The organism is Micromonospora sp. WMMA1363, from assembly GCF_030345795.1.
In the GTDB taxonomy this organism is placed as follows: domain Bacteria; phylum Actinomycetota; class Actinomycetes; order Mycobacteriales; family Micromonosporaceae; genus Micromonospora.
On sequence record NZ_JAUALB010000001.1, the window covers coordinates 3,432,910 to 3,450,378 of the forward strand.

The following is a 17,469-nucleotide window of genomic DNA, read 5'->3' on the forward strand; positions in this document are numbered from 1 at the left end:
GACGGCCGGGTGAGCAGGTACGCCGCCTCGCGGCGTACAGGGGTGCCGGCCGGACCGCCGCTTACCGGCGCGCGGCGGTGACCCCGAGCAGCTCGCGAGCCTCGGCGGTGGTGAGCGGCGGCCGCTGGGCGAGCTGGGCGAGGCCGACCGCCCGGGCGACGAGCTGCATGTTGGACTCGACCGGCTGACCCTTGGCGTAGGTCACCGTGTCCTCCATACCGACCCGCAGGTGTCCGCCGGCGGACAGCGAGGCGAGCATGACCGGGAGCGCGCTGCGACCGATGCCGGTGGCCGAGAACGTCGTGCCCGCCGGCAGGTCACGCAGCATCTGCTGGGCGGCGACCAGGGTCGCCGTGGTGCCCGGCATCCCACCCGGGACACCCATCACGAAGTCGACGTGCACGTGCCCGCCGGCCGGCAGCCCGTGCTTTCCGAGCAGCCGGTGCAGCGCGGCGAGGTGACCAAGGTCGAAGATCTCGTACTCGGGGACGATCCCCCGCTCCTGCATGCGGGTGTGCAGCTCGACGATGAACTCCCAGCGGTTGAGGAAGACGTCGTCGCCGAAGTTGACCGTGCCCATCGTGCAGGAGGCCATGTCCGGACCGGCGTCGAGGACGGCGAGCCGGTCGGCCTCCGGGTCGGTCACCGCGCCGCCCGAGGAGAGCTGCACGACCAGGCCGGTGCTCTCCCGCAACACGGCCACGGTGTCCCGCAGCCGGCCCTGGTCGAGGGTCGGCCGCGCGTCGTCGTCCCGAACATGGACGTGGATGACGGCCGCACCGAGCGCCTCGCACTCCTTCGCGGTCAGCAACAGCTCGTCGAGCGTGACCGGCAACGCCGGCACCTCGGCCTTGGCCGACTCCGCGCCGGTCGGAGCAACCGTGATCAACGTCCCTGTCGTCATGCCCGAATACTAGACGGCCGGGCCGAGGCAGGTCGACAGGAAGAATTCCGGCGCGACGGGCATCAAGAAGAGACCCTTCCGCCGTCGGAGGCGCTAGGCAGGGACCCTTCCTCACCCATCGATGGCGGCGGCCGTTTCGCCGATCAGGAGGCGGGCGTCGTCGGGCACGTTGCGCTTGACGACCGCGAGGGCGATCTGGCCCAGCTCGTGGTGCTGCACGGCGGTGCCGACGAAGCCCACGGCCCGGCCGTCGAGGGTCACCGGCGTACCGGCGGGCGGCGGCCGGTCGGTGGTCACGCCGTCCAGGTGCAGCAGGACGAGCCGGCGCGGCGGTCGCCCCATGTTGTGCACCCGGGCCACCGTCTCCTGACCCCGGTAACAGCCCTTCTCCAAATGCACGGCCGGCGCGACCAGGTCCACCTCGGCCGGGATGCTCCGGTGGTCGGTGTCCACCCCGACCCGGGGCCGGCGGGCGGCCACCCGCACCGCCTCGTACGCCCACAGACCGGCGGCCGGCACCCCGGCGCCCCGCAGCTCGGTGACCACCTGCTCCATCGCGGACCGGGGCACCAGCAGGTCGACGCCGAGCGGGACGCGACGCGCCCACCCGCCCACGGGCAGCGGACGGACGTCGTAGCGCACCGTGGGCCGCGGCGGGACGGAGCCGGCACGGAACTTCGGACCGGGCACGGCGACCACGTCCGGCCCCGCCAGGCCGGTCACGCCGAGCGTCACCGACGCGTCCGGGGCTCCCGGCCCGACCAGCGAGAGCAACGCGTGGTCAGGGGTGACGTCCCGCGGCTCCACCCGACTGAAGAACCGCATCCTCTCCAGATACGACAGCAGCCCGCCGGTGGCACCGGGCTCGGTGTCCAGCCAGGTGGTGACGCCGTCCTCGGCGACCATCGCGTGCTGCTCGACGTGGCCGTGCGGGGAGAGCACCAGCAGCTCGGTGCCCTGCCCGGCGCTCAGCTCCGCCAGGTGCTGGGTGGTGAGCGTGTGCAGCCAGCCGACCCGGTCCTCGCCGGGCACCGCGATCACACCCCGGTGCGAGCGGTCGACCAGACCGACCGCGGTGTCCAGGGTGCGCTGCTCACGCAGCGGGTCGCCGTAGTGGGCGGCCACCGGCCGTACACCGGCCGCGGCGTGCGCCGGCTCCGGCTGGTCCCGGCTCGCCTCGTCGATGCTCTCGACAGCCACCGCACCCTCGATGTTGATCATTCCTGTTCCCCGTTTCCGCAGCGGTCGCAGACGCCGAAGAGCGAGACGTGGCCGATGTCCACCCGGAACCCCCGCTGCTCGACGAGCTGGTCGGCCAGCGGGCGCAGCAGGTCCGGATCGATCTCGTCGATCGCGCCGCACTCGCGGCAGACCAGGTGCACATGCTGGTTCTCGCCGGCCGCGTGGTAGGTGGGCGAGCCGTGCGAGAGGTGGGTGTGGGTCACCAGGCCGAGCCGTTCCAGCAGCTCCAGCGTGCGGTAGATGGTGGTGATGTTGACCCCCGCGGCCACCTCCCGGACAGCCGTGTGGACCTGCTCCGGTGTGGCATGGCCCAGGTCCAGCACCGCCTGGAGGACGAGCTGCCGCTGCGCCGTCAGCCGCAGCCCACGGGCCCGGAGCAGTTCCGCGAGGGATGATTCGGACACCGTCCGATCATAGTTCGCTCCGGCGCGGGCCTCCGGCTCCGGCGGAGGACGGCCCGGGTCGACGCCCCCGGCGCGGGCCGACGCCCCCGGCACGTGCCGCGGCCCCGGCACGTGCCCTAGGCTCGACGGTCATGGTGGCGGCGAGGATAGCGGTGCTCGGGCGCGGCCTGGTGCCGGCCGGGGATCCGGTGCTGCGCGGCGACGACCTGGGCGTGCTACGCGGCGACGGGCTCTTCGAGACCATGCACCTGCGGTCGGGGCGGCCCTGGCTGCCGGCGGCGCACCTGGAGCGGATGGCCCGGTCCGCGAAAGCGGTGGAGCTGCCGCTGCCCCCGGCCGACGCGCTGACCGCGCTGCTCGACGAGGTCTGCACCGGGTGGCCCGCCGGCGTCGAGGGCGCGCTGCGGCTGGTCTGCACCCGCGGGCCGGAGGGCGACGGCCCGGCGACCGTCTACGCCACGCTGGCCGAGGTGCCGGCGTCGGCCCGGGCCGCCCGCCGAGACGGGATCACCGTGGCGACGCTGCCGCTGGGCGTACCCGCCCGGGCCCGGTCCGGCCTGGACTGGCTGCCGATGGGCATCAAGTCCACGTCGTACGCGGTGAGCACCGCCGCCCGCCGGTGGGCGTCCCGTACGGGTGTCGACGACGTGCTCTGGGTCTCCACCGACGGGTACGTCCTGGAAGGGCCCATCGCGAACGTCGTGTGGCTGGCCGGGGACACCCTCTGCACGGTGCCGGCCACCGACACCGGCATCCTCCCCGGCACCACCGTCGCCTGGCTGCTCGCCCACGCCGCCGAGGCGGGGCTGGACGCGGGCGGGCGGATGGCCACACCGGCCGACCTGCACACCGCTGACGGCGTCTGGTTCACCTCGTCCGTCCGAGGCCTGGTCGAGGTCCGCGCCCTCGACGGCGCCGAACTCCCCCGGTCGGCGCACACCGGCCGGCTGCAGGCACTGCTGGGCTTTCCCGTCCCGCCCCGCTGAGACCGGGCGGGACAGGAACAGATGTCAGCCGCCCACCCGAACCAGTCGGGCGGAGAGGTGCGGGGACAGGCCGTGGCCGACGGCCGCCATCTCCTGCGCGTAGAGCAGGGCACCCTCGACGATGCCGAAGAGGCGGTGGCCGGCGGTGACCTCCTTGGCCGTGGCGGTGCGCAGCACGGCGTCGGTGACGAACTCGATCTGCGTGCCCTTGCGCGTGCCGAGGTGCAGCTCCATCACCCCGGTCGGGGTGGACATCAGCGCCTCCAGCTCGTCGGTGGCGCGGTCGCCGGCCAGCACCGGCCGCCACCATCCGGTCTCCCGCCCGGCCGGGCGGACCGGCTGGCTCTGCTCGTCGAGGAGCCAGGCCCGGGACTCGTAGAACAGGAACGGCCGACCGTCGTGGCTGATCCTGATCTCCTGCGCGAAGTCGAAATCCTCGATCGTGGGATAGCCGCCCCGGCCCCGGCCCCGCCACACCCCGATGTACGGCAGCAGGCCGTCCAGCGTCGGGTGCAGCTTCGGTCCGACCCGCAGGTCGTGGCTCTCCACATAGGGGTACGGGTCGACCGGCGGCGCGTCCAGCCACGGCGGCGGCTGTAGGGGGTTCTCGTCGCTCACCAGTTCACTCCGCTCACCGCTCACTCCTCGCGCTCACCGCACCAACCCCGTTCGCGACTGCGGGGCTCGCAAACCGGCTCACTCCTCGCACTCACCGCACCAACCCCGTTCGCGACTGCGGGGCTCGCAAACCGGCTCACTCCTCGCGCTCACCGCACCAACCCCGTTCGCGACTGCGGGGCTCGCAAACCGGCTCACTCCTCGCACTCACCAACGGCCTCTCGACATGCGTACGGCAGCGTAGACCAAGCCACCGGCGAGGGCGCCGAGGCCGGCGACCAGCAGGCTGACGAACCCTGTCTCGGTGACCATCGGCGACCATCCTATGCTGGCACCATGGCCCGCATGCTCGTCGTCAAGGCCACCGCCGGCGCCGACGCCCCGGAGCGGTGCGCGCAGGCGTTCACGGTCGCGTCCACCGCAGCCGCCGCCGGGGTGGACGTCTCGCTCTGGTTGACCGGCGAGGCGACCTGGTTCGCGCTGCCCGGCCGGGCCCAGGAGTTCGAGCTGCCGCACTCCGCCCCGCTGGCCGAGCTGCTGCACGTGATCCTGGCCACCGGTCGGGTGACGGCCTGCACCCAGTGCGCGGCGCGCCGTGACATCGGCCCGGGCGACGTGCTGCCGGGCGTCCGGATCGCGGGTGCGGCGGTATTCGTCGAGGAGACCATGACCGAGGACGCTCAGGCGCTCGTCTACTAGCCCGATCTTCAACGATCAGCTGACTGACATCGACCCTGGCCGATCACCAGACAACCCTTGGCCGGTCATTCCTCATGTCCGGGGAGGAAGATCCGAACCAGGGGCTGTCTGGTGGCCAGTGGCGGAGATGTCACCACTCGGGAGTCTCCGGGAAACTCGTGTCTACCAGGTAGATGGTGATGGTGTCGGACGTCGAAGATTGGGACTCCTTCTCGGTTACCACAATGCCCGACGCCCCGAAGAATCGTTCACTCCCGTTGTTGATCACGGACGTCCACGTTCGCGGACCAGGCATCGCCGACTGGACGGTCAGGGCCTGGGAGGTCAGCGTCCCGACGCTGTCGAGGGCCCAGGTCTGCTGACATTGGAGCGTCTGTTCCGCATTGGCCATGAGGAAGACGCACTGGTTGCCGAACCTGCCGACCCGCTGTCCGCCCTTCAACAGGTAGCCGGTGGACAGTGTCACGTCGCCAGCGCTGGGCCCGCTCGGCGGGATGTCCCGGTAGCTGTTGATCGCTTCGGTCGTCAGGTCGATGCGCTTGAAGCGTCCCGAACGAACCGGGTGTGCATGCTTGTCGTCGTCGAGCCTCGGACCGTTGCCAGGGGCGGCCGGCGCACGGTCTTCGCCGTCGAAAGGACGGGCATGGGCGGCCGGCGCACGGTCTTCGCCGTCGAAAGGGTCGGCGTGGGCAGCCGCCGCTGGAGTCAGAGCGGCGGCGCTGGCGACGCAGATGGCGGCGCCGAGACCGAAGATTCCAGTTGTTCGCATGATCGTTCCTCGTCTTGCGGATCGGAGTTGGTGCACACATAGGTACGAACGAGAATGTACTTCGGCTTATCGGACAAGTAATTACGTATCGACGAAAAGGGCACGAGTGGGTGAGATGACGGCATCCCGATCGAGCGACATCGCGACAAGCGGCCGGTGGCAGCCAACCCGCCCCGGATACGCTCAGAACCCGACCCAAGGTGATCTTCATGTCGTGGTGTGAACCGCTGACGCGATCGGGCGTCGCCTGGGGTCCGTCGCCGGCCGACGACGGATCGAGGGGCACGCCCTAACGGCCGATCCGACCCGACAAGTCGGGCTAATGCCTACGATTCGGATGTGACCGAGGCGACGGAGCGATTCTTCGAATCACTGCCCGCGCGCGCCCCAGACGTCCTGCGCGGCCTGGTGAGCGGGACGCTCCAGATCCAGCTCAACAACGGCGACCACACCGCGCACTGGCGGGTCCGGATGGCGCCGGGCTCGATCGAGGTGAGCCGCCAGCCCGGACCCGCCGACGCGATCCTGTACAGCACCGAGGACCTCTTCGACCGGCTCGTCACCGGACGTGCACAGCTGCTCGCCGCCGTACTGCGCAACGAGAGCACGCTCAGCGGGAACGTGGTGCTCTTCCTCGCCTTCCGCCGGTTCTTTCCGGACCCGCCGGGCACCCGGGACCCCCGCGAGGTCGCCCGCGAGCAGGTCGGGCGGCCGCGGTGAAGCAACTGATCAGCATCCTGGACGGCAGCACCTTCCTGGTCAGCGACCGGCGCGGGGACGTCGAGCCGTCGGAGGACTTCCCGACCGGGCTCTTCTCGTTCGACACCCGCTTTCTCTCCACCTGGCTGCTCACGCTGGACGGCAAGCGACTGCACGCACTGTCGGTCGACGACGCGCGGTCGTACCGAACCCGGTACTTCCTGACCCCCGGCGAGCCGTCCCACTATCTGGATGCAAAGGTGTCGGTGATCCGCAGCCGGGCCATCGGCGGCAGCTTCGACGAGGAACTGACCGTGCTCAACCACGCGGGCAAGGAGGAGGAGTTCACCCTCCGGCTGGACGTCGGCGCCGACTTCGCCGACCTCTTCGAGATCAAGAACGTCAGCCGGAAGCACGGCCACACCACCGCCGCGGTAGGCGACAACGAGCTTCGGCTGATCTACCGGCGCGAGGCGTTCCACCGGGAGACGGTCGTCCAGACCAGCGCGCCCGGCACAATCGACACGTCCGGCATGACGTTCCGGGTCTGCGTCCCGCCGCACGGGGAGTGGACCACCCGACTGCACGTGGCCACCGTCGTCTACGGGGCCCGGGGCGAGGACACCCGGACCACCCTGCCGTACGCGGGCAGCCGCAGCCCGAGCGCCATCGAGACCGAGCAGAACGAGCTGATCGAGCGGGCACCGAAGCTCGGCTGCGACTGCGAGCCGCTGGCCGGGGCCTACCGGCGCAGCCTCGACGACCTGGCCGCCCTGCGCTACGAGTCGATCGCCCTCGGCGTCCGGCTGATGGCCGCCGGCCTGCCCTGGTTCATGACCCTCTTCGGGCGGGACAGCATCTTCACCTCGTTGCAGGCGGTGCCGTTCCTACCCGAGCTACTCCCGTCGACGATCATGATTCTCGCCGGTCTGCAGGGGCACCGGTTGGACGACTTCCGGGACGAGGAGCCGGGCAAGATCCTGCACGAGCTGCGGTACGGCGAGACCGCCGGGTTCGAGGAACAGCCGCACTCGCCGTACTACGGAGCCGCCGACTCCACCCCGCTCTTCGTGATCCTGCTCGACGAGTACGAACGGTGGACCGGCGACACCGAACTGGTCATGAAGCTGGAGTCCAACGCCCGCGCCGCGCTCGCCTGGATCGACACGTACGGCGACCTGCTCGGGACCGGCTACGTCTGGTACCAGACCCGCAACCAGAAAACCGGGCTGGAGAACCAGTGCTGGAAGGACTCCTGGGACGCGATCTCGTACCGGGACGGCCGGCTGCCCGGCTTCCCCCGCGCCACCTGCGAACACCAGGGGTACGCGTACGACGCGAAGCTCCGGGGAGCCCGGCTCGCCCGCACCTGCTGGAACGACCCGGCGTACGCGGACCAGCTGGAGCGGGAGGCCGCCGAGCTGAAGAACCGGTTCAATCGGGACTTCTGGCTTCCGGAGAAGGAGTACTACGCGCTCGCCCTCGACGCCGACGGGCGGCAGGTGGACGCGCTCAGCTCGAACCTCGGCCACCTGCTGTGGAGCGGCATCGTGGACGAGTCGCGGGCCGGCCGCCTCGTTCAGCACCTGCTCGGCCCCCGGCTGTTCTCCGGGTGGGGTGTCCGGACACTCGCCGACGATCAGGGCCGGTACAACCCGATCGGCTACCACGTCGGAACCGTCTGGCCGTTCGACAACTCGATCATCGCCTGGGGGCTGTGGAAGTACGGCTTCCGCGAGGAGGCCGGTCGGATCTGCGACGCGATGATCGCCGCCTCCCGCTTCTTCGGAGGCCGGCTACCGGAGGCGTTCGCCGGCTACGACCGGTCCCTCACCGAGTACCCGGTGCAGTATCCCACCGCCTGCAGCCCACAGGCCTGGTCGGCGGGGACGCCGCTGTTGATGATCCGGGTCATCCTCGGCCTGGAGCCGAAGGGTGAACACCTCATCATCGACCCGCACGTGCCGGACGGCATGGGCCGGGTCGAGCTGCTCGACATCCCGGGCCGCTGGGGCCGGGTCGACGCCCTCGGCCGCAGCCGCGCCCCGAGCGACTTCAGCCACGGCCGCTGACCCGCCTCCCCGCCGACGGGCGACGCCGGGCGCACCCCCGGACCCAGCGCCGGGCGCACCCCGGACTTTCGGCGCCGGTCACTGCCAGGAACGCGGATCCGCGGTGCGGCGGCGACCGGTCAGCCGGCGCAGCCGGTGGAGGCGGTGAGCCGCAGCTGGTCGCCGGTGGCGTCGGCGAGCACGACCGCCGGGCCGCGCCGGTAGGCGTACACACCGGGGGTGTCGACCAGGACGGCTCCGTCGGCCAGCGACGCCAGCACGCCCAGCGACACCGGCTCGGATCCGGTGTCGAGCCACCTGCTCTCCGCGTTGCCGCCGCCCGGGCACGGCGCCACGATCCGCTCCGGCGGGTCCGCCGCCGGGCGGTCCAGCGCGCGCAACGCCTCCACCAGTGCCGGCCCCGGAGGGTAATCCGGCAGCAGGTCGGCGACGTCGACGTCCGCCGGGCGGCAGCCGGTCTGCGCCGTGAGCGACACCCGGCCGGGCTCCGCTGCCCGGCCCTGCACCAGGACGAACTCCCCGGCGTCGGCGCGCAGGACCGGACCGTCGACGCCGTCTCGCACCCCGGCCCGCCAGCCCTGCGGGAGCTGGTCGGCGACCCGGGCGAGCAGGTCGCGTTCGCGCCCCTCGGCCACCACGACGTCGACGCCACGGGTCAGTTCCGCGCCGCGGCTGACCGGCGTGACCCGGCACCCCGTTTCGACCGCCCGGGGGGTCATCGCCCATGCCTCGCCGCCGACCGCGGCGACGAGCCGGCCCACCGCCCGGTCGACCAGGCGCGCCGCCTGGCCGATGCTGCGCTGCTCCCGCACGGTCGGCGGGTCGGTGCGGGCGGACCACCAGGTGAGCACCGCCAGCAACACCGCCCACGCAGCGGACGCGACGAGCAGCCACCGCACGGCGCGGCGGCCCCGCGGGCGGTCGGGACCGGCGGGAGGGGCGTACCCGGGGTGGACGACGCTCACCACGCCATCGTGTCACGCGCCGGCAGGCTCCCCGCCGACGGCACCACCGCGCCTCCGCCTGCCCGAAGCCCGCTCCCGTCGCGTCGTGGCCGGGCTCACCCGGGCGGATCGTCGGGCGCGGTGACGAGGCGGTAGCCGACCCCCCGTACGGTCTGCACCCGCGGGCCGCCGGACAGCACGCGCAGCTTGTGGCGGAGCCGCTTCATCGCCGAGTGCAGGATCGCCGTGTCACCGAGGTACGCCCCGCCCCACACCGAGGCGAAGAGCCGCTCGTAACTCCAGAGGCTGACCGGCGGACTGGCCAGTCGGGCCAGCAGTTCCCGTTCGGTGCGGGTCAACGCCAGCGGCCGACCCCGCCAGGTGACCAGGTGCCCGCCTGGGTCGACGAGCAGATCGCCGAAGCTCACCGGCTGCTCGGCCCCGACCGGCTCGACCGGCTGCCCGTCGACCGGCCGGGCGGGATTCGACTCGTGGGGCTGAGCGGGAGTCGACTCGCCCGGCCGGGCGGGAGTCGACTCGACCGGCTGCCCCGCAGTCGGCTCGGCGAAGAGCATCGCGCGCAGCTCGGCGAGGTCGGCGCAGCTCACCACCGGCCCCACCCCGTCGAGCCGGCGCAGCACGTGCTCGCGCACCGCCACGTCGGGACTGACACAGACCACGATCGGAACTCCCCCATCGGACACGTTGCCCTCCCCGGCCGTCCGCGCTGACGTGAAAGCTCCCGCCCGCCGGCGCGCACCGGCGGGCCCGGGGTCAGCGTATCGGTCAGAATCGCGCCGCGTCACTGACCAAGTACTGACCGAAACATTTCATTGATCGCTGTCTGTACTCCCACGAGCATGGCTGACGCGGGCCCGGAACCGACCGGCCCCGCGGACGACGGGAGGAACTGTGTTCGTACGACCACCCGCGCGGTCCCGCCTCTGGCGCACGGCCGTCGCGCTCGGCGCGCTGGTGCTCGGGCTGACCGCCCAGCCCGCGTTCGCCGCGTCGCCACCCGGCACGCCGGACCGGGCCGCCGTCGCACCGGGCCTGCTCGACGCGACCGGCGACTCGACGTTCCTGGTGTACCTGCGGGAGACCGCCCCGCTCGCCGACACCGCGAAGCTGCCCGACGCCGACGGCCGGGCCCGCGCGGTGCACCAGCTGCTCACCGCCACCGCCGAGCGCACCCAGCGCGACCTGCGGAAACTGCTCGACGCGCGGAAGGCCGAGCACACGTCCTACTGGATCGCCAACGCGATCCGGGTGCGCGGCGACCGGACCCTGATCGACGAACTGGCCCGCCGGCCGGAGGTGTCCCGGATCGAGCCGACCCGCGGCTACCCGCTGGTCCGGCCGACCCCGGCCCAGGTCACCCGGGCCCGGACGGCCGCCGTGGAGTGGGGCCTCACCGACATCGGCGCGCCCCGGGTGTGGGACGAGTTCGGCGACCGCGGCGAGGGCGTCGTGGTGGCCAACATCGACAGCGGGGTGCAGTACGACCACCCGGCCCTGGTCCGCTCCTACCGGGGCAACCTCGGCGGCGGCTTCGACCACGCCTACAACTGGTTCGACCCGGCCGGCGTCTGCCCCGACCCGGTGCCCTGCGACAACAACGACCACGGCACCCACGTGATGGGCACGATGGTCGGTGACGACGGGGCCGGCAACCAGACGGGTGTCGCCCCGGGTGCCCGCTGGATCGCCGCGAAGGGCTGCGAGTTCAACACCTGCTCGGACGCGTCGCTGCTCGCCGCCGGTCAGTGGGTGCTCGCACCCACCGACCTGAACGGGCAGAACCCGCGGCCCGACCTGCGACCCGACATCGTGAACAACTCGTGGGGCGGCGCCGGCGGCAACCCCTGGTACCAGCAGACCGTCGCCGCCTGGCGGGCGGCCGGCATCCTCCCCGTGTTCTCCGCCGGCAACAGCGGCCCGGCCTGCGGCAGCGCCGGCTCACCCGGCGACTACCCGACCTCGTACGCCGTCGGGGCGTACGGGTCGAACGGCGCCATCGCCTCGTTCTCCGGTCGCGGCTCCGGCACCGACCCGCTGAAGCCGAACGTGGCCGCCCCCGGCGTGGCGGTCCGCTCCAGCGTGCCCGGCGGCGGCTACGCGGCCTTCAACGGCACCTCGATGGCCGCCCCGCACGTCTCCGGCACCGCGGCCCTGGTCTGGTCGGCGGCCCCCAGTTTGCGCGGCGACGTCGCCGCCACCGAAGCGCTGCTGGACCGCACCGCCCGCGACGTCGACGCCACGACCTGCGGCGGCACCCCCGCCGACAACAACGTCTTCGGGGAGGGCCGGCTCGACGCGTACGAGGCGGTGCGGACCGCCCCGCGCGGGTCGGTCGGACGGATCACCGGCACGGTGACCTCGGCCGCCGACGGCGACCCGATCGCCGGGGCGACCGTCGGCGACGGCACCCGCACCGTGACCACCGGGGCGGACGGCCGGTACGCGCTGACCGTGCCGGCCGGCGAGACCACCGTGACCGTCACCGCGTACGGTTTCGCCGGGCAGTCGGCCACCGTCACGGTCACCGAAGGTGGCGCCGTCACCCGGGACTTCGCGCTGGTGGCGAGCCCCGTGGTCACCCTGGGTGGCCGGGTCACCGACGGTTCGGGGCACGGCTGGCCGCTGTACGCCACCGTGGACGTCGCCGGTCGGCCGGGCGGGCCGGTCTTCACCGACCCGGTGACCGGGCGCTGGTCGGTCACCGTCGCCGGGGACGCCACGTACCGGATCACCGTCACCGCCCGGTACCCGGGCTACCGCACGGTGACCCGGGAGGTGCCGGTCGGCGGGGACGCCGTCCCGGTCGACGTGGCCGTGCCGGTCGACGCGGCCTGCACCGCCGCCGGTTACACCGGCAGCCTCGGCGCGCCGCTGCTCAGCGAAAGCTTCGACGGCACCTCCGCGCCGGCCGGCTGGTCGCGGGTCAACCGCACCGACAAGGGCGGCTGGGTCTTCGACGACCCCGGCGGCCGGGGCAACCTGACCGGCGGCAGCGGCGGCTTCGCGATCATCGACAGCGACGCGCTCGGCTCCGGCAACAGCCAGGACACCGACCTGGTGACCCCGGCGGTGGACCTGTCCGGGGCGCCCGCGCCGGTGCTGCGTTTCCGCAGCGACTGGCGGGCGGTCGGGGTGTCCGACACCGCCGACATCGACGTCTCCACCGACGGGGGCGCGACCTGGGCCAACGTGTGGCACCAGACCAGCAGCCGGCGCGGGCCCCGGGTCGAGGAGGTGCCGCTGACGGTGGCCGGCGGCGCGTCCGACGTGCGCGTCCGGTTCCGCTTCCAGGGCACCTTCGCCTGGTGGTGGGAGGTCGACGACGTCGCCCTGGTCAACCGGGAGTGCACGCCGACACCGGGTGGCCTGGTGGTCGGCACCACCACCGACCGCAACACCGGCGCGCCGGTGAACGGGGTCACCGTGACCAGTGTGGACCGGCCCGCCGACACGGGGGTCTCGGCGGCCACGCCGGAGGACCCGAACGAGCCGGACGGCTTCTACTGGCTCTTCTCCGGCCTCACCGGGACGCACCCGTTCACCGCGACCCGGACGCCGTACCCGCCGACCACCCGGGACGTCACCGTCGTCGCCGACGACGTGCGGCGGGCCGATCTCGCGCTGGCCGCCGGGCGTCTCACGGTCACACCGGCGGAGGTGGAGTCCCACCAGCCGTACGGCAGCACCCGGAAGACCCGGCTGACGGTGACGAACACCGGCAGCGCACCGGCCACGGTCGAGGTGCTGGAGCGGGCCGGCCGGTTCGAACTGCTCGACAAGCGGGGCGCGCCGCTGCGTGAGGTCACGCTGAAGGGCATCAGCAAGGCGCGCACCGGAACCGCGTACGGCGGCCCGACACCGGACGCGGGCACGTCGGCGGACGACGCGTGGACCCGGGTCGCCGACCTGCCGACGGCTGTCTTCGACAACGCCGCCGCCTCGCTGGACGGCCGGGTCTACTCGGTCGGCGGTGGCAGCGGCACCGGGACCGAGGGTAAGGCCTGGGTGTACGACCCGGACACCGACGCCTGGTCGGCGCTGCCCGACCTGCCGACCGTCCGCGCCAAGCCGGCCGTCGCCGCGGTCGGCGGCAAGCTGTACGCGTTCGGCGGCTGGAGCGCCGGCGGGAACCCGGTCGCGTCGGTGGACGTCCTCGACCCGGGGGCCGGCACCTGGAGCACCCTGCCCGGGGTGACCAACCCGACGCCGGTCGCCGCGGCCGGGACGGCGGTCGCCGGCGGCAAGGTCTACCTGGTGGGCGGCTGCACCGACGGGGCCTGCGCGGCGACGGACCGGCTGGTGGTGTTCGACCCGAGGTCCGGGGCCTTCACCACCGGCGCGCCCTACCCGCACCCGGTCTCGTGGCTGAGCTGCGGCGGGATCGGCGCCCAGGTGTACTGCGCCGGCGGCACCGGCGGCACCGAGTACACCGACGCGTACCGGTACGACCCGGCGGCGGACGCCTGGACCCGGATCGCGGACCTGCCGCTGGAGATGTGGGCTTCGCAGTACGCGGCGGCCGGCGGGATGCTCGTGCTGGCCGGCGGCGTGACCAGCGGGTCGACCGTGGTGACCAACCGGACGGTCGGGTACGACCCGACGACCGGAAGCTGGGTGGACCTGCCGAACACCGAGTTCTCCCGGTACCGGGGCGCCGCGGCGTGCGGGGCGTACCGGATCGGCGGCTCGCCCACCTCGTTCGTCGGGTCCGTGGAGAGTGAGCGGCTCGGCGGGCTGGAACAGTGCACGGAGGAGGCGGACCTGCCCTGGCTGAGCACCTCGCCCAGCAGCTTCACGCTGGCGCCGGGGGCGTCCCGCACGGTGACCGTCACGCTCGCCGCGACGGCCGCCGCCGGGGTCGCCCAGCCCGGCCGGTACTCCGGTGAGCTGGCGTTCGCCGCGGACGTGCCGTACCCGGTGCCGCCGGTCAGTGTGGAGATGAACGTGTCGCCACCGGCGAAGTGGGGCAAGCTCCAGGGCACGGTCACCGGGGTGACCTGCGGCGGGGTGACGGTCGGTGTGCCGGCGACGGTGCGCGTCAACCGGGTCGGCGGCGACACCGGCTACACGCTCACCGCCGACACGGCCGGCCGGTACGCGTGGTGGTTGCCCAGGGGCCGGTACGACGTGATCGTCGCCAAGGACGGCTGGATCCCGGAGGTGCACCGCATCCGGGTCCAGGCGGGCTTCGTCGGCACCCTCGACGTCAGCCTGGAACCGTCGTCGGACTGCACGAGAGCAACCGGCATCTGAGCTGAGCACCGTGGTGGTCGGCGGTCCTCCGGACCGCCGACCACCGTTCTTCCGCTCGGGGTCACCCGGTGCCCGCGGATGCGACCTCGGTCAGCGCCGCCGAGGTAGGCCGCCGCTGGCCGAGCGGGGTGGCAGGGGCACGGTGGAGTCAGGCCGGATGCTCTCGCCGACGTGGTGGAACCCGGGTCACCATCCGCTAGTTCGTGAAGTCCGCCTTGTGGTCCTCCGCCCACTCGGCGAAGGTCCGCGCCGGCTTGCCAAGGATCTTCTCGACGGTCCGGTCGATCTCGTCAGGCCCGTCGAGAGCCTCCAGGTAGTAGCGGATCCTGGTTTCGATGATCCCCGGAGGGTCCGTCGGGCCGATCACCCCGTCCTGTATCAACTCTTGCAGGCGGGGCCCGAACCGTGCGCGGAGCTCAGCGCGTGCCTCATCGCCCGTGATGTCCTCGAAGGCCAGCTCACGGCCGATCGCCTGACCGATGAGGGCAAGTTGCTCGGCCTGAGTGATGCTGTCACCACCGGTGATGTGATACGTCGCCCCGTCGTGGCCTTCCTGGAGCAGAGCACAGGTGCTCACTTCGGCGATGTCCCGCTCGTGGATCGAGGACAGGTAGGAGTGCGCGTAGTGGAGCCGCACCGGCCGTCCCTCCTTGACCGAAGGGGCCCACAGGAGGGAGTTCACGGCGAACGCGCCCGGCCGCACGAACGTCCACGACAGGCCGGACTGCTCGATCGCGTACTCGGTCGCCCGATGCCACCGCGCGATCCAATGGTCCGGATCTCGGCCGGCGGCGGCCAAGGAGGACAGGAGCACGGCGTACCTGACGCCGGCGGCCTTCGCGGCCGCCATGACCCCTTCGATGGCGGACGGCTGGTTGTAGAGAAAGACCTTCTCCACGCCGCGAAACGCTTGTGTGAACGTCTCCGGGTCGGTGAGATCCGCTCGGCGGACGTCAACCGCTGCCGGCAGGTCGAGCGATTCTGGATTGCGGGAGGTCGCCCGCACGTCCACTCCCGCCCGCAGCAGGAGGTCTACGACGTTGCGGCCGACATTGCCGGTCGCGCCAGTCACCAAGACCGTCATCATTCCCCCATGTGGCTTGTTGGGCCTTCTGCACCCACCGGTGAATGTGCGCGGGGGGCCGACCTGTGGGCCGCTCCACGTCGTTCGTCATCTCGGCCGTCGGCACCGATGTGCCCCAGGACGCCGCCGACGCTCCCCGCTGGATCTCATCCATCAAACGTTGCGACTATATCCGGCGGGCCTCCTCGAGCGGAAGATCCTGAAGCTCCACCGGTTTCGCCGACGGAGCCCTGCCAGCCTCGGTATTGGCGTCAAGCCCAGGTCATCCAACAAGGAGTGCCGATACGGGCGGGATCTGCGTCGAAGCGATTCCCGCCGGGACCGGAGGCGCCGTGACGCCGCGCACTATCAACGGAGGGGATGCGGGCTGGCCGTCTCATGGCTACCGTTTTGGGCCGGGACTATGGTCCGCCCGCCCGGCCACCCGGATTGACGCATTCGAACGCGAAGGGAGGGCTTCATGACCACCACCGGCGACACTCTCGCCGAGACGGTCAGGGCTCCAATCCGCACGGATCACGCGCAGATCAACGCATTGGTTGCTCGGAGGATCCCCGCATGACTGACAGCGTCGCGTTCCCGCAGGGCCGCATCTGCCCCCACCAGCCGGCACCGGGCTACCGACCGTTGACGGCGCGGGGGCCACTCGCTCAGGTGACCCTCTACGACGGCCGGCGGGTCTGGGCTGTCACCACTCGTGATCTGGCCCGCCGGCTCCTGATCGACCCTCGCATCTCCAGCGACCGCACCAACCCCGCGTGGCCCGCGATGGTGCCGATCGTCGCCGCCGCCGTCGGCGACGCCCAGCAAAAGGTCCTGAAGATCGTCACCGCGTTGGTGGGCGTCGACGACCCGGTGCACAAAGCCCGGCGCAGGATGCTGATCCCCAGCTTCACGTTCAGACGCATCAACGCCCTACGTCCGAAGATCCAGGAGATCGTCGACCAACAGCTGGATCACATGATCAAGAACGGCGCTCCCACGGATCTGATCCCGGCGTTCGCCGCGCCTGTGCCCGTGACGGTGTTGTACCGACTGATGGGCATACCGGACGACGACCACGGATCCTTCGAGAAGCTGTCGCACCAGCTCGCCGCCGGCCCGAACGCCAACGAGGCATACGACCAGCTCATGGACTACATGGGCACGCTGATCGCGGAGAAGCGGCGCAACCCCGGTGAGGGGGTTCTCGACGACCTCCTCGCGAAGCGCGGTGCCACCGGTGACGTGGACCACGACGAACTGGTCTCGACGCTGGTCCTGCAGGTGGCCGGCGGCCACGGCACCACCGGAAACATGATCGCGCTCGGCATGTTCGCCCTGCTCCAACACCCCGAGCGGCTCGCCGAGCTGCGAGCCGATCCCTCCCTGATGCCCACCGCCGTGGACGAGCTGTTGCGGTTCCTGTCCGTCCCCGACGGTGTCACGCGGTTGGCGGCGGACGACATCGAGGTCGACGGCACCACCATCCGCAAGGGCGACGGCGTGTTCTTCATCACCTCCCTCATCAACCGCGACACCGACGTCCACGACGCGCCGAACTCCCTGGACTGGCATCGCGCCTCCGCCGCGGACCACCTGACGTTCGGATTCGGCGCCCACCAGTGCCTCGGCCAGAGCCTCGCTCGCATCACGATGGAGATCGCCCTCGGCACGCTGATCGATCGCCTGCCCAGCCTGCGTCTCGCGGTTCCGGCGGAGGACGTTTCGTTCCTTCCCGCTGCGAGCTTCCAGGTGCTAACCGAACTCCCCGTCACCTGGTAGGACTGCGTGG

Annotated in this window: 15 protein-coding genes; 6 read left to right on the forward strand and 9 right to left on the reverse strand. The window is 72.1% G+C overall.

From position 1 onward, the window contains the following. Positions 1 to 61 precede the first annotated feature (61 nt). From QTQ03_RS15890 to QTQ03_RS15900, 3 genes are all read right to left on the reverse strand, one after another. Entirely contained in the window at positions 62 to 904 is an 843-nt protein-coding gene (locus tag QTQ03_RS15890; RefSeq protein ID WP_289278722.1) for a beta-keto acid cleavage family enzyme, read from the reverse strand. Positions 905 to 1,015: 111 nt separating this feature from the next. Beyond that, positions 1,016 to 2,125 (reverse strand): CAF17-like 4Fe-4S cluster assembly/insertion protein YgfZ, encoded by a 1,110-nt coding sequence (ygfZ, locus tag QTQ03_RS15895; protein ID WP_289278723.1) that lies wholly within the window; start codon positions 2,123 to 2,125, stop codon positions 1,016 to 1,018. Continuing rightward, the gene (locus QTQ03_RS15900) at positions 2,122 to 2,550 is read right to left on the reverse strand and encodes a Fur family transcriptional regulator (protein WP_289278724.1); all 429 of its coding nucleotides are present in this window, start codon (positions 2,548 to 2,550) and stop codon (positions 2,122 to 2,124) included. Before QTQ03_RS15900 ends, ygfZ begins: the two co-directional genes overlap by 4 nt. A gap of 131 nt (positions 2,551 to 2,681) precedes the next feature. On the opposite strand from QTQ03_RS15900, the gene QTQ03_RS15905 reads away from it, so the two are divergent. Further along, entirely contained in the window at positions 2,682 to 3,536 is an 855-nt protein-coding gene (locus QTQ03_RS15905) for an aminotransferase class IV (protein ID WP_289278725.1), read from the forward strand. A 24-nt stretch (positions 3,537 to 3,560) separates the two neighbouring features. Here the strand turns inward: QTQ03_RS15905 and QTQ03_RS15910 are convergent, their stop codons facing one another. Next, positions 3,561 to 4,154, reverse strand: coding sequence for a heme-binding beta-barrel domain-containing protein (locus QTQ03_RS15910; protein ID WP_289278726.1), 594 nt, complete (start codon positions 4,152 to 4,154; stop codon positions 3,561 to 3,563). A gap of 207 nt (positions 4,155 to 4,361) precedes the next feature. Further along, positions 4,362 to 4,466, reverse strand: a complete 105-nt coding sequence (gene mtfM, locus QTQ03_RS15915) for a small membrane protein MtfM (protein ID WP_289278727.1) — start codon at positions 4,464 to 4,466, stop codon at positions 4,362 to 4,364. 24 nt (positions 4,467 to 4,490) lie between these two features. On the opposite strand from mtfM, the gene QTQ03_RS15920 reads away from it, so the two are divergent. Continuing rightward, entirely contained in the window at positions 4,491 to 4,853 is a 363-nt protein-coding gene (locus tag QTQ03_RS15920; RefSeq protein WP_289278728.1) for a DsrE family protein, read from the forward strand. Between the two features lie 130 nt (positions 4,854 to 4,983). Here the strand turns inward: QTQ03_RS15920 and QTQ03_RS15925 are convergent, their stop codons facing one another. After that, positions 4,984 to 5,622, reverse strand: a complete 639-nt coding sequence (locus QTQ03_RS15925) for a hypothetical protein (protein WP_289278729.1) — start codon at positions 5,620 to 5,622, stop codon at positions 4,984 to 4,986. A 339-nt stretch (positions 5,623 to 5,961) separates the two neighbouring features. Here QTQ03_RS15925 and QTQ03_RS15930 point away from each other — a divergent pair, with 339 nt between their 5' ends. Beyond that, positions 5,962 to 6,342: an SCP2 sterol-binding domain-containing protein gene (locus QTQ03_RS15930; RefSeq protein ID WP_289278730.1), complete on the forward strand. Its 381-nt coding sequence runs from the start codon at positions 5,962 to 5,964 to the stop codon at positions 6,340 to 6,342. Further along, positions 6,339 to 8,393: an amylo-alpha-1,6-glucosidase gene (locus QTQ03_RS15935; RefSeq protein ID WP_289278731.1), complete on the forward strand. Its 2,055-nt coding sequence runs from the start codon at positions 6,339 to 6,341 to the stop codon at positions 8,391 to 8,393. The genes QTQ03_RS15930 and QTQ03_RS15935 overlap by 4 nt, the downstream gene beginning before the upstream one ends. A 119-nt stretch (positions 8,394 to 8,512) precedes the next feature. On the opposite strand, the gene QTQ03_RS15940 is transcribed toward QTQ03_RS15935, so the two are convergent. Together QTQ03_RS15940 and QTQ03_RS15945 are read right to left on the reverse strand one after the other, a co-directional pair. Then, entirely contained in the window at positions 8,513 to 9,358 is an 846-nt protein-coding gene (locus QTQ03_RS15940) for a hypothetical protein (protein WP_289278732.1), read from the reverse strand. A gap of 95 nt (positions 9,359 to 9,453) precedes the next feature. Continuing rightward, positions 9,454 to 9,996: a winged helix-turn-helix domain-containing protein gene (locus QTQ03_RS15945; RefSeq protein WP_502889867.1), complete on the reverse strand. Its 543-nt coding sequence runs from the start codon at positions 9,994 to 9,996 to the stop codon at positions 9,454 to 9,456. A 253-nt stretch (positions 9,997 to 10,249) separates the two neighbouring features. On the opposite strand from QTQ03_RS15945, the gene QTQ03_RS15950 reads away from it, so the two are divergent. Continuing rightward, the gene (locus tag QTQ03_RS15950; protein WP_289278734.1) at positions 10,250 to 14,611 is read left to right on the forward strand and encodes a S8 family serine peptidase; all 4,362 of its coding nucleotides are present in this window, start codon (positions 10,250 to 10,252) and stop codon (positions 14,609 to 14,611) included. Positions 14,612 to 14,807: 196 nt separating this feature from the next. Here the strand turns inward: QTQ03_RS15950 and QTQ03_RS15955 are convergent, their stop codons facing one another. Then, positions 14,808 to 15,683, reverse strand: a complete 876-nt coding sequence (locus QTQ03_RS15955) for an NAD(P)H-binding protein (protein WP_289278735.1) — start codon at positions 15,681 to 15,683, stop codon at positions 14,808 to 14,810. A 570-nt stretch (positions 15,684 to 16,253) separates the two neighbouring features. On the opposite strand from QTQ03_RS15955, the gene QTQ03_RS15960 reads away from it, so the two are divergent. Continuing rightward, positions 16,254 to 17,459, forward strand: coding sequence for a cytochrome P450 (locus QTQ03_RS15960; RefSeq protein WP_289278736.1), 1,206 nt, complete (start codon positions 16,254 to 16,256; stop codon positions 17,457 to 17,459). Positions 17,460 to 17,469: the final 10 nt, after the last annotated feature.

Excerpts from the sequence above, each read along its gene's own strand:
- QTQ03_RS15890 (WP_289278722.1), bottom strand. The coding sequence starts at position 904 with ATGACGACAGGGACGTTGATCACGGTTGCTCCGACCGGCGCGGAGTCG.
- ygfZ (WP_289278723.1), bottom strand. The coding sequence starts at position 2,125 with ATGATCAACATCGAGGGTGCGGTGGCTGTCGAGAGCATCGACGAGGCG.
- QTQ03_RS15905 (WP_289278725.1), top strand. The coding sequence starts at position 2,682 with ATGGTGGCGGCGAGGATAGCGGTGCTCGGGCGCGGCCTGGTGCCGGCC.
- mtfM (WP_289278727.1), bottom strand. The coding sequence starts at position 4,466 with ATGGTCACCGAGACAGGGTTCGTCAGCCTGCTGGTCGCCGGCCTCGGC.
- QTQ03_RS15920 (WP_289278728.1), top strand. The coding sequence starts at position 4,491 with ATGGCCCGCATGCTCGTCGTCAAGGCCACCGCCGGCGCCGACGCCCCG.
- QTQ03_RS15925 (WP_289278729.1), bottom strand. The coding sequence starts at position 5,622 with ATGCGAACAACTGGAATCTTCGGTCTCGGCGCCGCCATCTGCGTCGCC.
- QTQ03_RS15960 (WP_289278736.1), top strand. The coding sequence starts at position 16,254 with ATGACTGACAGCGTCGCGTTCCCGCAGGGCCGCATCTGCCCCCACCAG.